Origin of the sequence: Streptomyces sp. NPDC002573 (assembly GCF_042889625.1) — a bacterium.
Taxonomy (GTDB): Bacteria; Actinomycetota; Actinomycetes; order Streptomycetales; family Streptomycetaceae; genus Streptomyces; species Streptomyces gibsoniae.
Map to the genome: position 1 here is coordinate 242,792 of NZ_JBIARC010000004.1, position 16,756 is coordinate 259,547.

At 70.9% G+C, this 16,756-nt stretch carries 14 protein-coding genes; 11 read left to right on the forward strand and 3 right to left on the reverse strand.

Annotated elements, in window-relative coordinates; translation table 11 throughout:
- Positions 1 to 113: 113 nt before the first annotated feature.
- Positions 114 to 2,426 (reverse strand): peptidoglycan recognition protein, encoded by a 2,313-nt coding sequence (locus tag ACFYX0_RS06240; RefSeq protein WP_388967020.1) that lies wholly within the window; start codon positions 2,424 to 2,426, stop codon positions 114 to 116.
- A gap of 331 nt (positions 2,427 to 2,757) precedes the next feature.
- Between ACFYX0_RS06240 and ACFYX0_RS06245 the strand changes: the two genes are divergently transcribed.
- The 6 genes from ACFYX0_RS06245 (at position 2,758) to ACFYX0_RS06270 (ending at position 8,738) form a co-directional block, all read left to right on the forward strand.
- Entirely contained in the window at positions 2,758 to 3,375 is a 618-nt protein-coding gene (locus tag ACFYX0_RS06245; RefSeq protein WP_388966899.1) for an RNA polymerase sigma factor, read from the forward strand.
- Positions 3,376 to 3,500: 125 nt separating this feature from the next.
- Positions 3,501 to 4,202 (forward strand): hypothetical protein, encoded by a 702-nt coding sequence (locus ACFYX0_RS06250; protein WP_388966902.1) that lies wholly within the window; start codon positions 3,501 to 3,503, stop codon positions 4,200 to 4,202.
- Positions 4,203 to 4,313: 111 nt separating this feature from the next.
- On the forward strand, positions 4,314 to 4,904 hold the full coding sequence (locus ACFYX0_RS06255; RefSeq protein ID WP_388966904.1) for a histidine phosphatase family protein: 591 nt from the start codon (positions 4,314 to 4,316) through the stop codon (positions 4,902 to 4,904).
- A 514-nt stretch (positions 4,905 to 5,418) separates the two neighbouring features.
- Positions 5,419 to 6,765, forward strand: coding sequence for a DUF11 domain-containing protein (locus ACFYX0_RS06260; RefSeq protein WP_388966907.1), 1,347 nt, complete (start codon positions 5,419 to 5,421; stop codon positions 6,763 to 6,765).
- A 232-nt stretch (positions 6,766 to 6,997) separates the two neighbouring features.
- Positions 6,998 to 7,729: a L,D-transpeptidase gene (locus ACFYX0_RS06265; protein WP_388966910.1), complete on the forward strand. Its 732-nt coding sequence runs from the start codon at positions 6,998 to 7,000 to the stop codon at positions 7,727 to 7,729.
- 49 nt (positions 7,730 to 7,778) lie between these two features.
- Positions 7,779 to 8,738: a D-2-hydroxyacid dehydrogenase family protein gene (locus ACFYX0_RS06270; protein WP_388966913.1), complete on the forward strand. Its 960-nt coding sequence runs from the start codon at positions 7,779 to 7,781 to the stop codon at positions 8,736 to 8,738.
- A 121-nt stretch (positions 8,739 to 8,859) separates the two neighbouring features.
- Here the strand turns inward: ACFYX0_RS06270 and ACFYX0_RS06275 are convergent, their stop codons facing one another.
- Together ACFYX0_RS06275 and ACFYX0_RS06280 are read right to left on the reverse strand one after the other, a co-directional pair.
- On the reverse strand, positions 8,860 to 9,471 hold the full coding sequence (locus tag ACFYX0_RS06275; RefSeq protein WP_388966916.1) for a hypothetical protein: 612 nt from the start codon (positions 9,469 to 9,471) through the stop codon (positions 8,860 to 8,862).
- A gap of 249 nt (positions 9,472 to 9,720) precedes the next feature.
- Positions 9,721 to 9,960 (reverse strand): chaplin, encoded by a 240-nt coding sequence (locus ACFYX0_RS06280; RefSeq protein WP_388966919.1) that lies wholly within the window; start codon positions 9,958 to 9,960, stop codon positions 9,721 to 9,723.
- 297 nt (positions 9,961 to 10,257) lie between these two features.
- On the opposite strand from ACFYX0_RS06280, the gene iolC reads away from it, so the two are divergent.
- Genes iolC through mmsA form a run of 5 tightly spaced genes read left to right on the forward strand, consistent with a single transcriptional unit; the run spans position 10,258 to position 16,435 of the window.
- Entirely contained in the window at positions 10,258 to 11,247 is a 990-nt protein-coding gene (iolC, locus tag ACFYX0_RS06285; RefSeq protein ID WP_388966922.1) for a 5-dehydro-2-deoxygluconokinase, read from the forward strand.
- Complete coding sequence (locus ACFYX0_RS06290; protein WP_355917848.1) at positions 11,244 to 12,218, forward strand: deoxyribose-phosphate aldolase; 975 nt, start codon at positions 11,244 to 11,246, stop codon at positions 12,216 to 12,218. Before iolC ends, ACFYX0_RS06290 begins: the two co-directional genes overlap by 4 nt.
- Before the next feature lie 7 nt (positions 12,219 to 12,225).
- Positions 12,226 to 13,038, forward strand: coding sequence for a 5-deoxy-glucuronate isomerase (gene iolB / locus ACFYX0_RS06295; RefSeq protein WP_355917845.1), 813 nt, complete (start codon positions 12,226 to 12,228; stop codon positions 13,036 to 13,038).
- Positions 13,035 to 14,918, forward strand: coding sequence for a 3D-(3,5/4)-trihydroxycyclohexane-1,2-dione acylhydrolase (decyclizing) (gene iolD, locus ACFYX0_RS06300; RefSeq protein ID WP_388966925.1), 1,884 nt, complete (start codon positions 13,035 to 13,037; stop codon positions 14,916 to 14,918). The genes iolB and iolD overlap by 4 nt, the downstream gene beginning before the upstream one ends.
- Before the next feature lie 14 nt (positions 14,919 to 14,932).
- The gene (mmsA, locus tag ACFYX0_RS06305) at positions 14,933 to 16,435 is read left to right on the forward strand and encodes a CoA-acylating methylmalonate-semialdehyde dehydrogenase (RefSeq protein WP_388966928.1); all 1,503 of its coding nucleotides are present in this window, start codon (positions 14,933 to 14,935) and stop codon (positions 16,433 to 16,435) included.
- Positions 16,436 to 16,756: the final 321 nt, after the last annotated feature.

Genomic DNA, 16,756 nt, shown 5'->3' on the forward strand with positions numbered 1-16,756 from the left:
GCCGCGCACGCCGGCCTTCGCGACCTGGGGGATCGCGAAGGCCGGCGTCGTCTTGCGGGTGTGCGCCGGGCGATGCGAGATGCGATGCATGGTGCGCGGCGCACACGTCGGTGTCACTTGATGTAGACGAGCCCGTCGGTGGTGACGGTGGGACGGCCGCTGGTGCCCACCACGACGATCTTGACGGTGTGCTTGGCGCTGCCGGACCAGGTCTTGGTCCATACCGCCTGCCGGTACTGGGTGGTGGCGGACTTCAGGTCGACCGTGGCGGTCTTGGTGCCGTCGACGTAGACGTAGGCCTGGCCGGAGGTTGTGGCGCGGGAGACCGCCCAGGCGGCGGAGCGGCCGGTGAAGGTCCAGGTGAGGGCCGCGCCCTTGGAGCCGCTGGAGTAGGACTTCCCGCCGAGGTAGCTGGTGGAGGAACGGGTGCTCCAGCTACCGGACTTGGTGGCGGCGCTCTCCTGAAGGATCAGCGGGGTGTACGCCGGGGAGTACGTGCGGTAGTTGCCTGCGTAGTCGTAGGCACGCATCGACCAGGTGGTGGCGGTGCCGGACTTGGCGGTGCTGTTGAAGGCGGTGGCGGTCGGGCCGAAGGTGCCGGTGGTCGGGGCCAGCAGCTTCACATAGCGCAGGGCCTTGTCGTCCGCGGCCTTCCAGCCGAGCGTGACCGGGACCGAGCTCGTGCTGACGGTGCCGGTGCGCAGGGAGAGCTTCGGAGTGGTGGGGAAGCTCGGTGCGGTCGTCTCCGCCACGACGTTCACCGAGGCGCTGGTCGCGGTCCTGCCGGACTGGTGCACGGCCCGTACGGCGACGGTGTGGCTGCCCAGCGGCAGGGTGGCAACGGCGGAGGTGGCGCTGCCCGCGGTGGTGGCGACAGTCTTGCCGTCGACCAGCAGCTGGAAGCTCTTGATGAGCGAGGACGGCGTGGTGGCCGTCCAGTTCACGGTGACGGCGCCCTTGGTGTAGTACGTGGAGCCCGAGAGGCTCGCGCCGCCGAGCGTGGTGACCTTGAGGTTCTGCACCGGACCGGCCGCCCAGGCGCGGATGGTGGGCAGTTGGTCGTACAGGGAGCCGCCGGGGCACTCGGTGTTGTAGCCGTCACGGTGTCCGGAGATCCGCTGGAAGGTGTACGTGCTGCCCGCGGTGAAGCTGGCACCGAAGTAGTTCTTCTGTGTGGCGCCCGCGGTGAGCTGGGTGGTTCCGGCGGGGTCGGCGCCGTACTGGCCGAGCTTCCAGGCCGCCAGACGGGCGATGGAGGCCAGCGCGGCGTTGGTGGCGCTGGTGGTGGTGTAGTCACCGAGCACCGCCACGGCCGCCGACTCGCGGTTCCAGCCGTAGGTGTGGGCGCCGAACACCGGCAGGTCGACCCCGCCCTTGCGGCCCTCGAAGAGGGTGCCGCACTTGTCGACGAGGAAGTTGTAGCCGATGTCCTTCCAGCCGCTGACCTGCACGTGGTACGCGTAGATGCTCCGCACGATCGACGGTGAGTCGGCGCAGGAGTAGTCGTTGGCCCCGTCGGTGTGGTGGACGAACACGGCCTTCACGTCCGCGTTGTACTCCGGCGCCTCGGGGCTGATCGACTCGTCCGCGCCCCAGCCGGCGCGCAAGACGATCGGCGGTTCGGGCACGGTGGACGGCGGCGCGGTCGGCACGGTGGCCGAGGCACTGGCGGACGGGCTCGTCGAGGGGGAGACGGAGGCCGAGTCGCTGGGGGTGACCGTGGGGGTGGTGTCGGTCGGTGCCGGGGACGTGGTGTCGGTCGGAGCCGAGGGCGTGGTGTCGGTCGGATCCGGGGACGCGATGGTCTGGCCGTCCGTCGGCTGGGCGGTGGTCCCGTCGCCGGGTGCGGCGGAGTCGGTGGGCGCCTCGCTCGGGGCGTCGGGACTTCCGGCGGCGACGAACGCGGCCGGCTCGCTTCCGGTACCGGACTGCCTGGCCTCGGCGGCGGTCACCACGCCCGGGTCGACCAGATTGACCTCAAGTCCCTTGGGCAGCGCGGCGGTGATGCCGTTCTTCCGGACGACCTGTACCTGGACGCCGTCGGAAGCGCCGACCCACAGCGGCTCGGACGCGCCGCGCACGCCGGAGCCGGGCTTCTCCGGCGGGTCCACGTCCAGTTCGAGGTCCTGCCAGGCACTCCACTCACCGGTCTCCAGGCTGCGGGTGCGCACCTGCGCCGTGCCGCCGAGCCGCTTGGCGGCACCGGTCCAGGAGACGCCGAGCATCGAGAACTGCCCGGTGTCCGTGCGCGGCAGTTCCTGCTTCCCGCCCGTGGTGCCTTTCAGCCCGAGGTCGTAGACCTTCACCGGCCGCTTGGCCCGGCCGTTCGCCCCCGGGTCGTGCGAGGGGCTGGCGACCGCATAGGTCACCAGGCCTCCGCCTCCCAGCACGACGGCACCGAGCGTCAGCCAGGCCCGTCGCTTCAGGCTCAGCGGTCTGTACGCATGCGACGTACGACGACTCACGACGTAATCCACCCCTCAGAAGGCCCGCAAGGCCTTGGAAGAAAGTCACCTGAGGCACACCCGCTCACGGGGGTTACTCGCCCTCCCAGCGCGATCCGGGCGCTGAACATCACAGGGGAAGGGGCGTGGTGACGTAGATCACAGCGACTCGACCGCGGCACGCCCACGACCGGCATTGCTGTGACACAACTGTGCGACCTGCCGCTGAGGATCAAGGAAGAGCAAAGCGCGGCCGACGGCGAGGCGGGACCACCGCACCGCGCTCAGCGGCCGCCGGCGGCGAGGACAGGTCTTGGGCCAGGGAGAACGACCCGATCGCGCACAGACGCGCGACGCGGAGTTGGGCGCTGCCGTCGCCCGGGCCCAGGAAGGCGACGAAGCGGCCTTCGCAGTCGTGTACCGGATCGTGCAGCCCGGGCTCCTCGGCTATCTACGCGGCCTGGTCGGCCAGGACGCCGAGGACGTGGCGTCGGAGGCCTGGCTGGAGATCGCTCGGGACCTGGGCCGGTTCCGGGGAGACGGGGCGGGCTTTCGCGGCTGGAGTGCGACCATCGCCCGCCATCGGGCCCTCGATCTGCTGCGCCGACGGCGCACCCGGCCGTCGGTGGCCGCCTTCGAACTCGATCTCACGGAGGTGCCGGCCCCGCACAACACCCATGACCAGGCCCTGGAGACCCTGTCGACCGAGTACGCCCTCCAACTGGTGCGCAGCCTGCCGCGTGACCAGGCCGAGGCGGTGCTGCTGCGCGTCGTGGTCGGCCTCGACGGGCCCGCCGCCGCGCGGGTCCTCGGCAAGCGTCCGGGTGCGGTGCGCACGGCCGCCCACCGGGGGCTGAAGGGGCTGGCGCGCCAGCTCGGCGTGACGGGTGTGACGGGAGAGCGGTCTCGCACGCTGAGGCAGTCGAAATGAGAAGCGACGGCGTCAGGTCCGTTAAGGCTATGGGTAACAAACGCACAGAGACGGACACGGGTATGGGCGACCGACATAGTGAGGGCGGAGGCGCGGCACGCCGAGGCGTCGGCACAGACGGCCGTATGGCCGCTGCCGACGATTCGGCCGAGACCACCGTGCTGGAGCTGGCGCTCGGTCGCGCGCTGCGCGCCAACGCCCTGGACGCCTCGGCCGAGCAGCAGGCCGTGGCCGCCTTCCGCGCGGCTCGCGAGGCAGGCACCCAGGAACAGGCGCGGACGCGGAGGCGGGACGACTGGCAGCCGCGGCGCACAGCGGCCCGGCGCTCGGTGAAGACCGCCATCGGCGTGTTCGTGGGCAGCCTCACTCTGGGCGGAGTGGCGATCGCGGCCATCGGCTCGCCCGGATCCGGCGGCGGCACACAGGGCGGCGACCCCGGACGACGGCATCCCTCGCCCACCGCCCCGGGGAGCGCGACGCGGGCGCCGGAGGGCACCGCCCCCTCCCGGCCCGCCGGCGCCCTCTCCCCGAGCCGCCCGCCGACGCCCAAGGACATCCAGGCCCACTGCCGCGCGTACCCGTCGGTGAAGGGCCGGGGCAACGCGCTGAACTCCGCGGCCTGGCAGCGGTTCCTCGCCGCCGCCGGGGGCGAGGACCGTGTCGCGGCCTTCTGCGCCGACCGGCTGTCGCCGGCCAAGACGAACGCCGCAGACAGCGCAGGCGACGCGGGCAACACAGGCAAGGAGACCGGGAAGCCGCGCACCGGGCCCGCCGACAAGGACTCCGGGCACGGAAAGGCCAAGGGACAGCGGACGCCGTCCAAGTGACCCGCCGCGCAGGGGAGGAGGCTCCCACCGGCGGCGCCCGTCGGGCTTACAGTGGCGCCACCGCGCCGGACGCCCGCCCGCGGCAGGGGAGTTGAGTGCAGGAGTGAGCCGATGACGAGCCGTGTGACGTTGATCTCGCCCGCCATGAACGCGGCGCTGCGCCAGGCTCGCTTCGACGACGGGTGCTCGCTCGACGCGGCCGGCACGGCGCGCGCCCGGTCCGCGGCGGGTTCGCTTCCTGCGGTCGGCCGGGTGCTGGCCTCCCCCACCGTGCGCTGCCGGGAGACGGCGTCGGCGCTCGGCCTCGACGCGGCCGCCGGGCCCGCACCGGCCGGGCTGGACGTGGGCCGATGGCGCGGCCGGACGCTGGACGAGGTCAGCGTCGACGAACCGGACGCCGCGGCCCTGTGGCTCACTGACCCTTCGTCCGCTCCGCACGGCGGGGAGTCGGTGCACGCGTTGTGCGCGCGGGTCGGCGGATGGCTGGAGGAGACCGCGCAGGTCTCGGGACGCACGGTCGCCGTCGTGGAGCCGGAGATCGTACGGGCCGTCGTGGTGCGGGTGCTCGCGGCACCGGACTCGGCCTTCTGGCGGATCGACGTCCCTCCGCTGACCGCCGCCGAATTCACCGGCCGTGCCGGACGGTGGAACATGGCTCTGGGGACGGTACTCGGCCGCCCCACGGAAGTCGGCGCTGCCTGAAAACGCCCGCCGGGTTCAGGCCCGCGTCACCCTTTGGGCGACCTTCGGGCGAAGCTCCACTTGCGGATGTGGAGTTTATCCCGTAATACATTTCCGGGCGTATGGAAATCGAAGGATTCCAAAGAGGTCCGATGGGTCGCCTCTTCGCCTGGATCCCTGCTTGTGAAATTACACACTCCGGAATCACAACCACCCCTGATCAGGGACAACCACCCACGGTCGGCCGCCCGCACCGTAGGGCGTGCGCAGATATTCCCAATTCAGACGGAATTTAACCACGGGCAAATCATCGCCTATCCCGCACGGCGTCACACATCCACACACCGCGCCACGGAATGCTCCATTGGGACTAAAAAATCCTGAAATACCGCGCCAGAACAGCCTGATAAATCTCCCATGTGCTCTTCTTCAACTGAAATCTTCCGACAGGCCGTTTTCGGCAGCGGACGCATGGGCTCCGGCTGCACCCGGCCTCCTGCATGAAGGGTCAATCCTCGTGAGTCAAGGTAACGGCATGCGCGCCGGCGCAGTATCGGCGCTCACCGTCGTGGGCATCATGACGGCGCTGACTGCGGGCATGGCTTCCACCACCGCGGTTGCCGCCCCCAGCCACTCCGCCAGCAAGGTGAAGAAGGTGCATTCCCCGGCACAGACGCGGCAGATCGGCATCGACCTCGGGGTGACGAAAACGGGCCCGGCCTCCGCGAACGAGGGCGACTCTGTCACCTACGTCATCACGGTGACGAACCACAGCTCCAGCCCCTCCAGTGGCTACACCGTCACCGACTACCTGCCGACGGGTATCCGCGGCGTCGTGCCTCCGGCCGGTTGCACCATCCCCGTCCCAGGTCGGCTGACCTGCACCCACGGTCCGCTGGCGGGCAACGCCAGCGACACGATCACCCTGAACGGCACGGCCGGCCAGGGCTACACCAACCTCCACAACATCGTCACCGTGGAGGGCGTCGAACCGGACCCGGACTACAGCAACAACGCCGACGCCGTGCGCACCGGAATCGCGCAGCGGCGTGTGGACCTCGCGCTGTCCAAGTCCGGCCCGAGGTCGGCACCAGAGAACGGCCAGGTGACCTACACCCTCAGGGTGACGAACAACGGCCCGGACGCCTCGAGCGGCTGGCTCATCACCGACCAGCTTCCGTCGGCTCTGCACGGCCCGTTCACCACGTCGGCGGGCTGCAACGTCAGCGGCTCCAACCTGCTGACCTGCACCGGAGGCCCGCTGGCTGCGGGCGCCTCCGCCACGGTCACCGTGACCGGCTTCGCCGGCCCGAACTTCAACGGCATCCGAAACACGGCGACGGTCAAGGGCAACGACTTCGACCCCAGCCTGGGCAACAACACGGCCACAAACCGGGGCGGCCGAGCCGGCCTCAGGATCACCAAGAGCATGGAGGCACCCAGGACGATCAGGCAGGGGGACACCGTCCGGTACACCGTCAGGGTCCGCAACACCGGGGACATGGACCTCGTGGGCGCCAATCAGGCGCACTTCACGGACGACCTGTCCGGGGTGCTGGACGACGCCCGGTACAACAACGACGGGACCGCCAGCGTCGGCGTGATCAGCTACTCCCAGCCGCGCGTCGGCTGGACGGGCCCGCTCCACCCCGGTGACACCGCGGTCATCCGGTACTCGATCACCGTCGACCGCCGGGACTTCGGTGATCTGCGCCTGGAGAACGGAGTGGTCGACACCGACCCGGGCAGCAACTGCCCGACGGCCGACGCCAGCAGGGAATGCAGGACGCTCGGCCTCGTCCACGTCCGGGACAAGGACACCCACCGGGCCACGGTGCACCACACCGTCGCGGCGGACAGGCCGCGCGCCGCTCGACGGTGACGAACGGACGACACCTGCCCCGGGCCGTGCACCAGGCCCGGGGCACCGTCATGTCCGGAGCCCACGAGCACATCTCACTGCAGTAACGTTTCGTCACATATGGTTGTCAGGGTCCGCATTGGGGTGAGAGGCCTGGCGACTTCGTTTTATATGAAGAAAGAACGTCAACGGTTCCGTGGGACATATCGGAGGGCCTGGCACGAGAGCAGGCCACGGGCACCAGGAGGAACCGATGACACACACGTCATGCGTCCGCTGCGGACACCCTCGCCTCGTCGCCCTGGCCGTCATGGTGGGTTCCCTGGTGGTGGCCGGCGTGCCGGGGGCGTCGGCCACGGAGGCACGGGGGGCGCGTCCCCGGGGAGACGGCGACACCCCGGCGTGCCACCTCACCGCCGGGCCCTATCAGCGCCAGGTGGAGAAGGACCTGGGTCTGCCGCAGGACGGAAAGCAGTCGGAGCAGGACTGCGCGGCGATCCGCAAGCTCCAGAACGCGTACGGCATCAGCCCGGCGGACGGCTATGCCGGCCTCGTGAGCCGTCGGGCGGCGACGGTGGACTGGGCCGCCCGGCACAAGGCGTCGCTCACCGGTTGTTCCGGGCGGTCGAAGCGCCTGGTCTGTGTGGACCAGACACACCAGTTGCTGTGGGTGCAGCAGAACAAGAAAATCGTCTTCGGCCCCGTCCCCGCCCGCACCGGGATGGCCGGCCATCGCACCCGCAACGGGTCGCACAAGATCTACCGGCGGGTGGAGAAGTTCTGGTCCGGCCTGTACGACGCCGCCATGCCGTTCAGCCAGTTCTTCGACCGCGGCCAGGCCTTGCACGCCAGCTACCGCCCGATCTTCGAGGAACCGGGCTCCCACGGCTGTGTGAACCTCCGCTACGAGGACGCCAAGGCCCTGTGGTCGCTGCTGCGCACCGGCGACCGCGTCAGCGTCTGGGGCACCCGCGGCAACGACTGACCCCGCACGCCGGTTCGATAGGGTTCCCCCGTTGATCAAGGGGGTTGATATGCGGCTCCGGTGTGCCGTGCTCGACGACTTCCAGCGGATCGCGACCTCCGTCGCGGACTGGTCGCCCGTGGCTGACCGGGTGGAGGTGGTGTCCTTCGCCGAGCGCTTCAGTGACGAGGACGCCCTGGCCGAGGCGCTCGCCGGGTTCGACATCGTCGTCACCCTGCGCGAACGCGTGCCCTTCCCCGGCTCCCTGCTGGCCCGGCTGCCCCGGCTGAAGCTCCTCATCGCCTCCGGGATGCGGAACTCCGTCATCGACTACGCGGCCGCCGAGGCGCACGGCGTGACCGTCTGCGGCACCACCAGCTCCTCCACCCCGCCCGTCGAGCTGACCTGGGCGCTGCTGCTCGGGCTCGCACGCGGGATCGTGACCGAGAGCAACGCCCTGCGGGACGGCGGCCCCTGGCAGAGCACGGTGGGCGCGGATCTGCACGGGCGGCGGCTCGGGCTGCTCGGACTCGGGAAGGTCGGCGGCCGGGTGGCCCGGGTGGGGCTCGCCTTCGGCATGGAGGTCACCGCCTGGAGCCGGAACCTCACCGAGGAGCGCGCCGACGAGGTGGGCGTCGAACGCGCCGCCTCCCTGGAGGAGTTGCTCACGAGCAGCGACTTCGTCTCGGTCCACCTCGCACTCGGCGACCGTACCCGCGGACTGGTCGGCGCTCGTGAACTCGCGCTGCTGAAGCCGACCGCATATCTGGTCAACACCTCGCGCGCCGCCATCGTGGACCAGGACGCCCTGCTCACCGCGCTGCACGAGGGCCGTATCGCGGGCGCGGGCGTCGACGTCTTCGACGTGGAGCCGCTCCCGGCCGGCCATCCGATGCGCACCGCACCGCGGCTGCTCGCCACACCGCACCTCGGATACGTCTCCCACGCCAACTACGCGACGTACTACGGCGAGGCCGTCGAGGACATCCAGGCGTACCTGGCCGGGGAGCCGGTGCGCCGCCTCGGCTGACCGTGGCCGGCCGCCCCGGAGCGCCCGGGCACGCCGACAGCCGTCGGCGGCCTGACGGCCGGCCGGCGGCTGTGCGGAGTGTGCGTCGCAGCGGCTCGCGCCGCCGCGGACCGCGGAGCGTTCAGCTCGTCGAGTGCGACGGCATGGGCGCCACCATGGCCGACTGCGACGGCATGGGCGTCAGCATGGTCGACGCGGACGGCTTCGGCGCGGGCACCGCCGGAAGGCTGGGCGGAGCCGACAGGTCGGAGGGGTTGGGCAGAGGCAGCAGCTCGCCGCTGACGAAGCCCGCGCCGAGGACCTTGACCAGGTCGTTCAGCACCGTCGTAGCCATCGGCGCGACCTGGCTCGTGTCGTCGGAGGTGGCGGCCGCGAGCAGCTTGTCGGTCGACTGCCGCAGATCGGCGATGGCGTCGTCCTCGCCGGCGTCCGGGGCGTTGACGGACGGCGAGGCCATGCTCACCTTGGCGATGGCGTCGTCCACCGCCTTGCCGAGCCGGACCGCCTGGTCGGCCGGGATCCGGCCGTGGTTCGCCTTGAGTACGGCGTTCAGCAGATCGGTGACCGGGCGCACCAGGACATCGGCGCTCGGCGGGAGGGGTGCCGTCTCCGCGGGGACGCGGCCACGCGCCGATGCGTGGTCGGCCGCCAGAGCGGTCGGTCCGGTGATTCCGATGAGCAGCATGGCGCAGAGAGCTGAGGAGGCAAAGCGCCGCGCGGGCAGAACACGCATGATGTTCCCTTCGTCGTGAGGCTTGGTGCCTGAGATTCACCGTGAAAGGGGACATAGCGGACTGCAACCGTTCGGCCGCGTGACGTAGCTGGACAGGGTGACGTCGTCACCCGCGTCGTGCCTGGTGGGACGGCCTGTCGAGAGATCGAAACGCACACCACCCGATCGGCGGAACGGCGGGGCGCCCGGGCATACGCCGACCGGCCGCCTCCCGAGGGAGAACGGCCGGCCAGAGGGTCCTCTCGGACGTCAGTGGGTGGCGCAGGTGTTCGCCGCCGTCGGGTTCAGCAGGCCGATGACGGTGGCCGTGACGCCGCAGGCGTTGACCGGGACGTGGACCGGGGCCTGCACAGCGTTGCCCGAGACGATGCCCGGGGAAGAGTCGGCGGCGCCACTGGCACCACTGTCGGCGGCGGCGATACCGGCGGCGCCCGCCACGGCCGCAGCGGCAACGGTGGTGAGGGCCAGGCCCTTCGCGATACGCGACATGGAGAGATGCTCCTTGGAAGTTGTCACAACAACCGGGCGGAATGCCCGATGTTGAGTCAACTACGTGGCACCCGTCCTGGTTGCGCCCCCGATGGGGTGATCTCCCAGATTGCCGGAGTTCACGACTTCGACACACTTGACAGTCCGTCAGTCATGTCGGCCCCGGCTCCGGCGGGCCACCTGCTCCGAGGCTGCCGATGAAGCATGTCAAGCTGTCGTCCGAATGTCTGGACAAACTATTGACAGCGCTCCCCCCGCGCGGCTAGACCTGGGGTCAGCCGAGGTGAAGGGATCTCGATGGAGGAGTCCGAGGAGTGGGGCCCGCACGGCGCCGGTGCCCCGTACGACCTGATCACCATGGGCCGGATCGGCGTGGATCTCTATCCGCTGCAGACGGGCGTGCCCCTGCCCCAGGTGACGTCCTTCGGGAAGTTCCTGGGCGGGTCGGCGACGAACGTCGCGGTCGCCGCTGCCCGCCTCGGACGCCGTACGGCGGTGATCACGCGTACGGGCGACGACCCCTTCGGCACCTATCTCCACGAGGCGCTGCGCGGCTTCGGCGTGGACGACCGCTGGGTGACCCCCGTCGCGGGGCTGCCCACCCCGGTCACGTTCTGCGAGGTCTTCCCGCCGGACGACTTCCCGTTGTACTTCTACCGGCTGCCCAGGGCGCCGGACCTGGAGATCGACGCACACCAGCTGGACCTGGACGCGATCCGCGCCGCGCGCGTCTTCTGGATGACCGGCACGGGCCTGAGCGAGGAGCCGAGCCGCACCGCGACGCTCGCCGCCCTCGCCCATCGCGCCACGTCCGGTACGACGGTCTTCGACCTCGACTGGCGCCCCATGTTCTGGCGCGACGCCGGCTCCGCGCGCCCGTTCTACGCCGAGGCCCTGCGGCACGCCACGGTCGCCGTCGGCAACATCGACGAGGTGGAGATCGCCACCGGGGAGCGCGACCCGCATGCGGCCGCCCGTGCCCTGCTCGACGCCGGTGTCGCCCTCGCGGTGGTCAAGCAGGGGCCCAAGGGCGTGCTCGCGGTCAGCGCCACGGGCGAGTCGGCGGAGGTGCCCCCGCTCCCGGTCACGGTGCTCAACGGCCTCGGCGCGGGCGACGCGTTCGGCGGCTCGCTGTGCCACGGGCTGCTCGCCGGCTGGGAACTGGAGCGGATCATGCGGTACGCGAACGCCGCGGGCGCGATCGTGGCCTCCCGGCTGGAGTGCTCGTCCGCGATGCCCACGCCCGCCGAGGTCGAGGACGCGCTCGCGGCGGGAGCGGTGCGATGAGGGCGGGACACGTCGGGGGCGCGCGGCACGAGGGCGGAGGCGACGCCGGCAGCCCGCACACGCGCGTGCCCGGCGAAAAGAGCACCACCGCGCGCGTGGACGTCTCCGAGCTCGTCCGCATCCGCACCCGCCACCCCGAGGCCGTCGCCGAGGCCGCCGCCCGGCGGGCCCGCCGGCCGCTCCTCGGGGACACCGGCCGGCTGATGATCGTCGCCGCCGACCACCCCGCCCGCGGCGCCCTCGGCGTCGGCGACCGCGCGCTGGCCATGGCGAGCCGCGCCGATCTGCTGGAGCGGCTGTGTCTCGCGCTGTCGCGGCCCGGTGTCGACGGGGTGCTCGCCACCGCCGACATCCTCGACGACCTGCTGCTGCTCGGCGCCCTCGAACACAAGGTCGTCATGGGCTCGATGAACCGCGGCGGCCTCCAGGGGGCGTCCTTCGAGCTGGACGACCGGTTCACCGGCCACCGGCCGCAGGACATCGAGCGGCTCGGCTTCGACGCGGGCAAGCTGCTGCTGCGGATCGACTACGACGACCCGGGATCGCTCAACACCCTGGAGTCCACCGCCCGGGTCATCGACGAGATGGCCGAGCGCCGGCTCCCGGTGTTCGTCGAGCCGTTCATCAGCCGCCGCACCCCCGAGGGCCGGCTCCGCAACGACCTCGGTGCCGAGGCCGTGACCAGGTCCATCGCCATAGCCAGTGGACTGGGCGGCAGTTCGGCGTACACCTGGCTCAAGGTCCCCGTCACCGAGAACCCGGACGACATGGCCCGGGTCATGGAGACCTCCACCCTGCCGGCCGTCCTGCTCGGCGGCGACGTCGGCGGGGACCAGGAGGGCGCGTACGAGAAGTGGCGCGGAGCGCTCCAACTGCCCACCGTCAAGGGCCTGGTGGTCGGCCGTTCGCTGCTGTACCCCGCGGACGGCGACGTCGCCACGGCCGTGGACACCGCCGTAGGACTTCTGTGAGGGCCGCATGAGCAAAGAGCTGTACGTTCCCAGGGGCGCGACCGCGAACGCGCAGTACTCCCTCGACATCGACCCCGAACGGGCCGGCTGGAGTCACAGCAGCCTGCGGATCGTGGAGCTGCGGCCGGGTGACACGCACCTGTTCACCACCGGTGACAGCGAATGGATCGTCCTTCCCCTCCAGGGCACCTGTACCGTGCAGATCGAGGGCAGCACATTTCAACTCCTGGGCAGGGACGACGTCTTCGCGGGTGTATCGGACTTCGCGTACGCGCCCCGGGACGCCCAGGTACAGATCGCCTCCGGCGCGGGAGGCCGCTTCGCCCTGGCAGGAGCGAAGTGCGAGCGCCGACTCCCCGCCCGCTACGGCCCCGCGCCGGAGGTACCCGTCGAAGACCGCGGCAGCGGCGGCTGCGCACGCCAGGTGCGCAACTTCGCCTCGGCCGACGCCTTCGCGTGCGACAAGCTCATCGCCGTCGAGGTGATCACGCCCGGCGGCAACTGGTCCTCGTACCCGCCGCACAAGCACGACGAGACACGGCCGGGCGAGGAGACCGAGCTGGAGGAGATCTACTACTTCGAGATCGAGGGGCCGCACGGATTCGGGTACCAGCGCGTGTTCCCCTCCCGTGAGGGCGGGTCCGACGTCCTCGCCGAGGTCCGCACCGGCGACGCCGTCCTCGTCCCCGACGGCTGGCACGGCCCCTCGATCGCCCAGCCCGGGCACACCATGTACTACCTGAACGTCATGGCCGGGCCGGGTGAGGAGCGCCGGTGGCGGATCTGCTTCCACCCGGACCACACGGAGGGATACCGATGACCTCGACGACGAGGCTCACGGTCGCTCAGGCGCTCGTACGCTTCCTGGCCGCCCAGTACACCGAGCGCGACGGGGTGCGCCGTCGGCTCATCGAGGCGACCTGGGGCATCTTCGGGCACGGCAACGTCGCGGGCCTCGGGCAGGCGCTGGTCGAGTACGGCGATGCGATGCCCTTCCACCAGGGCCGCAACGAGCAGTCGATGGTGCACGCGGCGGTCGGCTACGCGCGGCAGGCGAACCGGCTGTCCACGCACGCGGTGACGACGTCCATCGGCCCCGGGGCCACCAACCTGGTCACGGGCGCCGCCCTCGCCACGGTCAACCACCTCCCGGTCCTGCTGCTGCCCGGCGACGTCTTCGCCACCCGTCCGGCGGACCCCGTGCTCCAGCAGCTCGAGATCCCCCATGCCGGTGATGTGTCCGTCAACGACTGCCTGCGGCCGGTGTCGAGGTACTTCGACCGGATCACCCGCCCGGAGGCGCTGATCCCGGCCGTCCTCCAGGCGATGCGGGTGCTCACCGACCCGGCCGACACGGGCGCGGTCACGCTCGCGCTCCCGCAGGACGTACAGGCGGAGGCCTTCGACTGGCCGCCGGACCTCTTCGCCGAGCGGACCTGGACGGTGCGCCGCCCGGGCGCCGACCCGGCCGAGCTCGCCCAGGCCGTCCAGGCGGTCCGGGCGGCCCGTCGCCCGCTCGTGGTGGCCGGCGGCGGGGTCCACCACAGCCGCGCCGAGGAGGCGCTCGCGGAGTTCGCCGAGGCCACCGGCATCCCGGTCGCCGCCACCCAGGCCGGCAAGGGATCGCTGCGCTGGGACCACCCGCAGGACATGGGCGGTATCGGGCACACCGGCACGGCGGCCGCCGACGAACTGGCCCGCACCGCCGATCTGGTGATCGGGGTCGGCACCCGGTACACCGACTTCACCACGGCCTCCGGCACCCTCTTCGCCGGGGAGGGCGTGCGCTTCCTCAATCTCAACATCTCCCCGTTCGACGGCCACAAGCTCTCCGGGCTGCCGCTGGTCGCCGACGCGCGCAGCGGGCTGGAGGAACTGACCGAGGCGCTGCAACTGCACGAGTACCGCGTCGATCCCCGGTACGTCACGGAGTACGCGGAGGACAAGCAGCGCTGGGAGCACCGTGTGGACGCGTGCTTCGAGACCGACGAGCCGGACGTGCGGCCGACGCAGCCGCAGGTCATCGGCGCGCTGGACGCCGTGGTGGACGAGTCCGACATCATCGTCAACGCGGCCGGCTCGCTCCCCGGTGATCTGCACAAGCTGTGGCGCACCCGTTCGCCGGACCAGTACCACCTGGAGTACGGCTACTCGTGCATGGGCTACGAGATCCCGGCCGCGATCGGCGTGAAGATGGCGGCACCCGGCCGGCCGGTGTGGGCGCTGGTCGGCGACGGCACCTATCTGATGATGCCGACGGAGATCGTCACTGCCGTGCAGGAGGGGATCGCGATCAAGGTCCTGCTCGTGCAGAACCACGGCTACGCGTCCATCGGCGGTCTGTCGGAGTCCGTGGGCGGGGAGCGGTTCGCCACCGCCTACCGCTTCCGGGCGGCCGACGGCACCTACACGGGGGCGCCGCTGCCCGTGGATCTGGCAGCCAACGCGGCCAGCCTGGGTATGCGGGTACTGCGGGCGGGGACCGTGAGCGACCTGCGCGCCGCGCTCGCCGAGGCCCGCGCGGCGGACACTCCCACATGTGTCTACGTGGAGACCGAAACCGCAGACACTGTGTCGGGCGCACCTCCGGCGCAGGCCTGGTGGGATGTACCTGTGGCCGAGACCGCGACACGACCGTCGGCGGTCAAGGCGCGCGAGGAGTACGACCGGCACGTCTCGACCCGACGCCGCCATCTGTGAAGGAGTTCTTGGGCATGACGAAGATCGTCAACCACTGGATCGGCGGGAAGACCGTCGAAGGCGCGTCGGGCACGTACGGGCCCGTGACGGACCCGGCGACCGGCGCGGTCACCACCCAGGTCGCCTTCGCGACCGTGGACGAGGTGGACGCGGCCGTGGCTGCGGCCAGGGAGGCGTTCGTGACGTGGGGGCAGTCCTCCCTCGCGCAGCGCACGACCATCCTCTTCAGGTTCCGGGCGCTGCTGGACGCGCACCGCGACGAGATCGCCGAGCTGATCACCGCCGAGCACGGCAAGGTGCACAGCGACGCGCTCGGCGAGGTGGCGCGCGGCCTGGAGATCGTCGACCTGGCCTGCGGCATCAACGTACAGCTGAAGGGCGAGCTGTCCACGCAGGTGGCCAGCCGGGTGGACGTGGCCGCGATCCGGCAGCCGCTGGGCGTCGTCGCGGGCATCACGCCGTTCAACTTCCCGGCGATGGTCCCGATGTGGATGTTCCCGATCGCGATCGCGTGCGGCAACACCTTCGTGCTGAAGCCGTCCGAGAAGGACCCGTCGGCGTCCGTCCGCCTCGCCGAGCTGCTGGCGGAAGCGGGCCTGCCGGACGGTGTCTTCAACGTCGTCCACGGCGACAAGGTGGCCGTGGACCGGCTCCTGGAGCACCCGGACGTCAAGGCGGTGTCCTTCGTCGGCTCGACCCCGATCGCCCGCTACATCCACACCACCGCCTCCGCGAACGGCAAGCGGGTGCAGGCCCTGGGCGGCGCCAAGAACCACATGCTGGTGCTGCCGGACGCCGACCTGGACGCGGCGGCGGACGCGGCCGTCTCGGCGGCGTACGGCTCGGCGGGCGAACGCTGCATGGCGATCTCCGCCGTGGTGGCGGTCGGCGCCATCGGCGACGAGCTGGTGGAGAAGATCCGCGAGCGCGCCGAGAAGATCAAGATCGGTCCGGGCGACGACCCGGCCTCCGAAATGGGCCCGCTGATCACCAAGGCGCACCGCGACAAGGTGGCGTCGTATGTGGCGGGCGCGGCGGCGGAGGGCTCCGAGGTCGTCCTGGACGGCACCGGCCTCACCGTCGACGGCTACGAGGACGGCCACTGGATCGGCATCTCGCTGCTGGACAAGGTCCCGACCACGGCCAAGGCGTACCAGGACGAGATCTTCGGCCCGGTGCTGTGTGTGCTGCGGGCCGAGACGTACGAGGAGGGCGTCGCCCTCATCAACGCCTCGCCGTTCGGCAACGGCACTGCGATCTTCACCCGGGACGGCGGCGCGGCCCGCCGCTTCCAGCTGGAGATCGAGGCGGGCATGGTCGGCGTGAACGTGCCGATCCCGGTGCCGGTGGGCTACCACTCCTTCGGTGGCTGGAAGGACTCCCTCTTCGGCGACCACCACATCTACGGCAACGACGGCACGCACTTCTACACCCGCGGCAAGGTCGTCACCACCCGCTGGCCCGACCCGTCCGAGGCCCCGGCGGGCGTCGACCTCGGGTTCCCGCGCAACCACTGAGCGTCACCGTAAGCCCCCGTCAGGCCGTCCGGATTCCGGACGGCCTGACATTTTTTTAACGAGTTCGCTGCGGTTCCCGTGCGGGCGACATCAAACGGGTGACGCAGGCTCAACCCGGTTTTCACCTTCGAAAGCAAGGTCGAAGCGCGCAAGGTCTTGACTAATTAGCCAGACTGGCGTCGCGCCCTGGGAAAGCAGGGCAACCCGGTTCGCTTTACAAGTGCGGAATCCGAAGGTTAACGGCCATTGACGTGCTGATTTTCGTCGGGATCCAATGCAGCGCACCGGGAGACGACAAGCAAGGACGACCCAGCCTCGGAG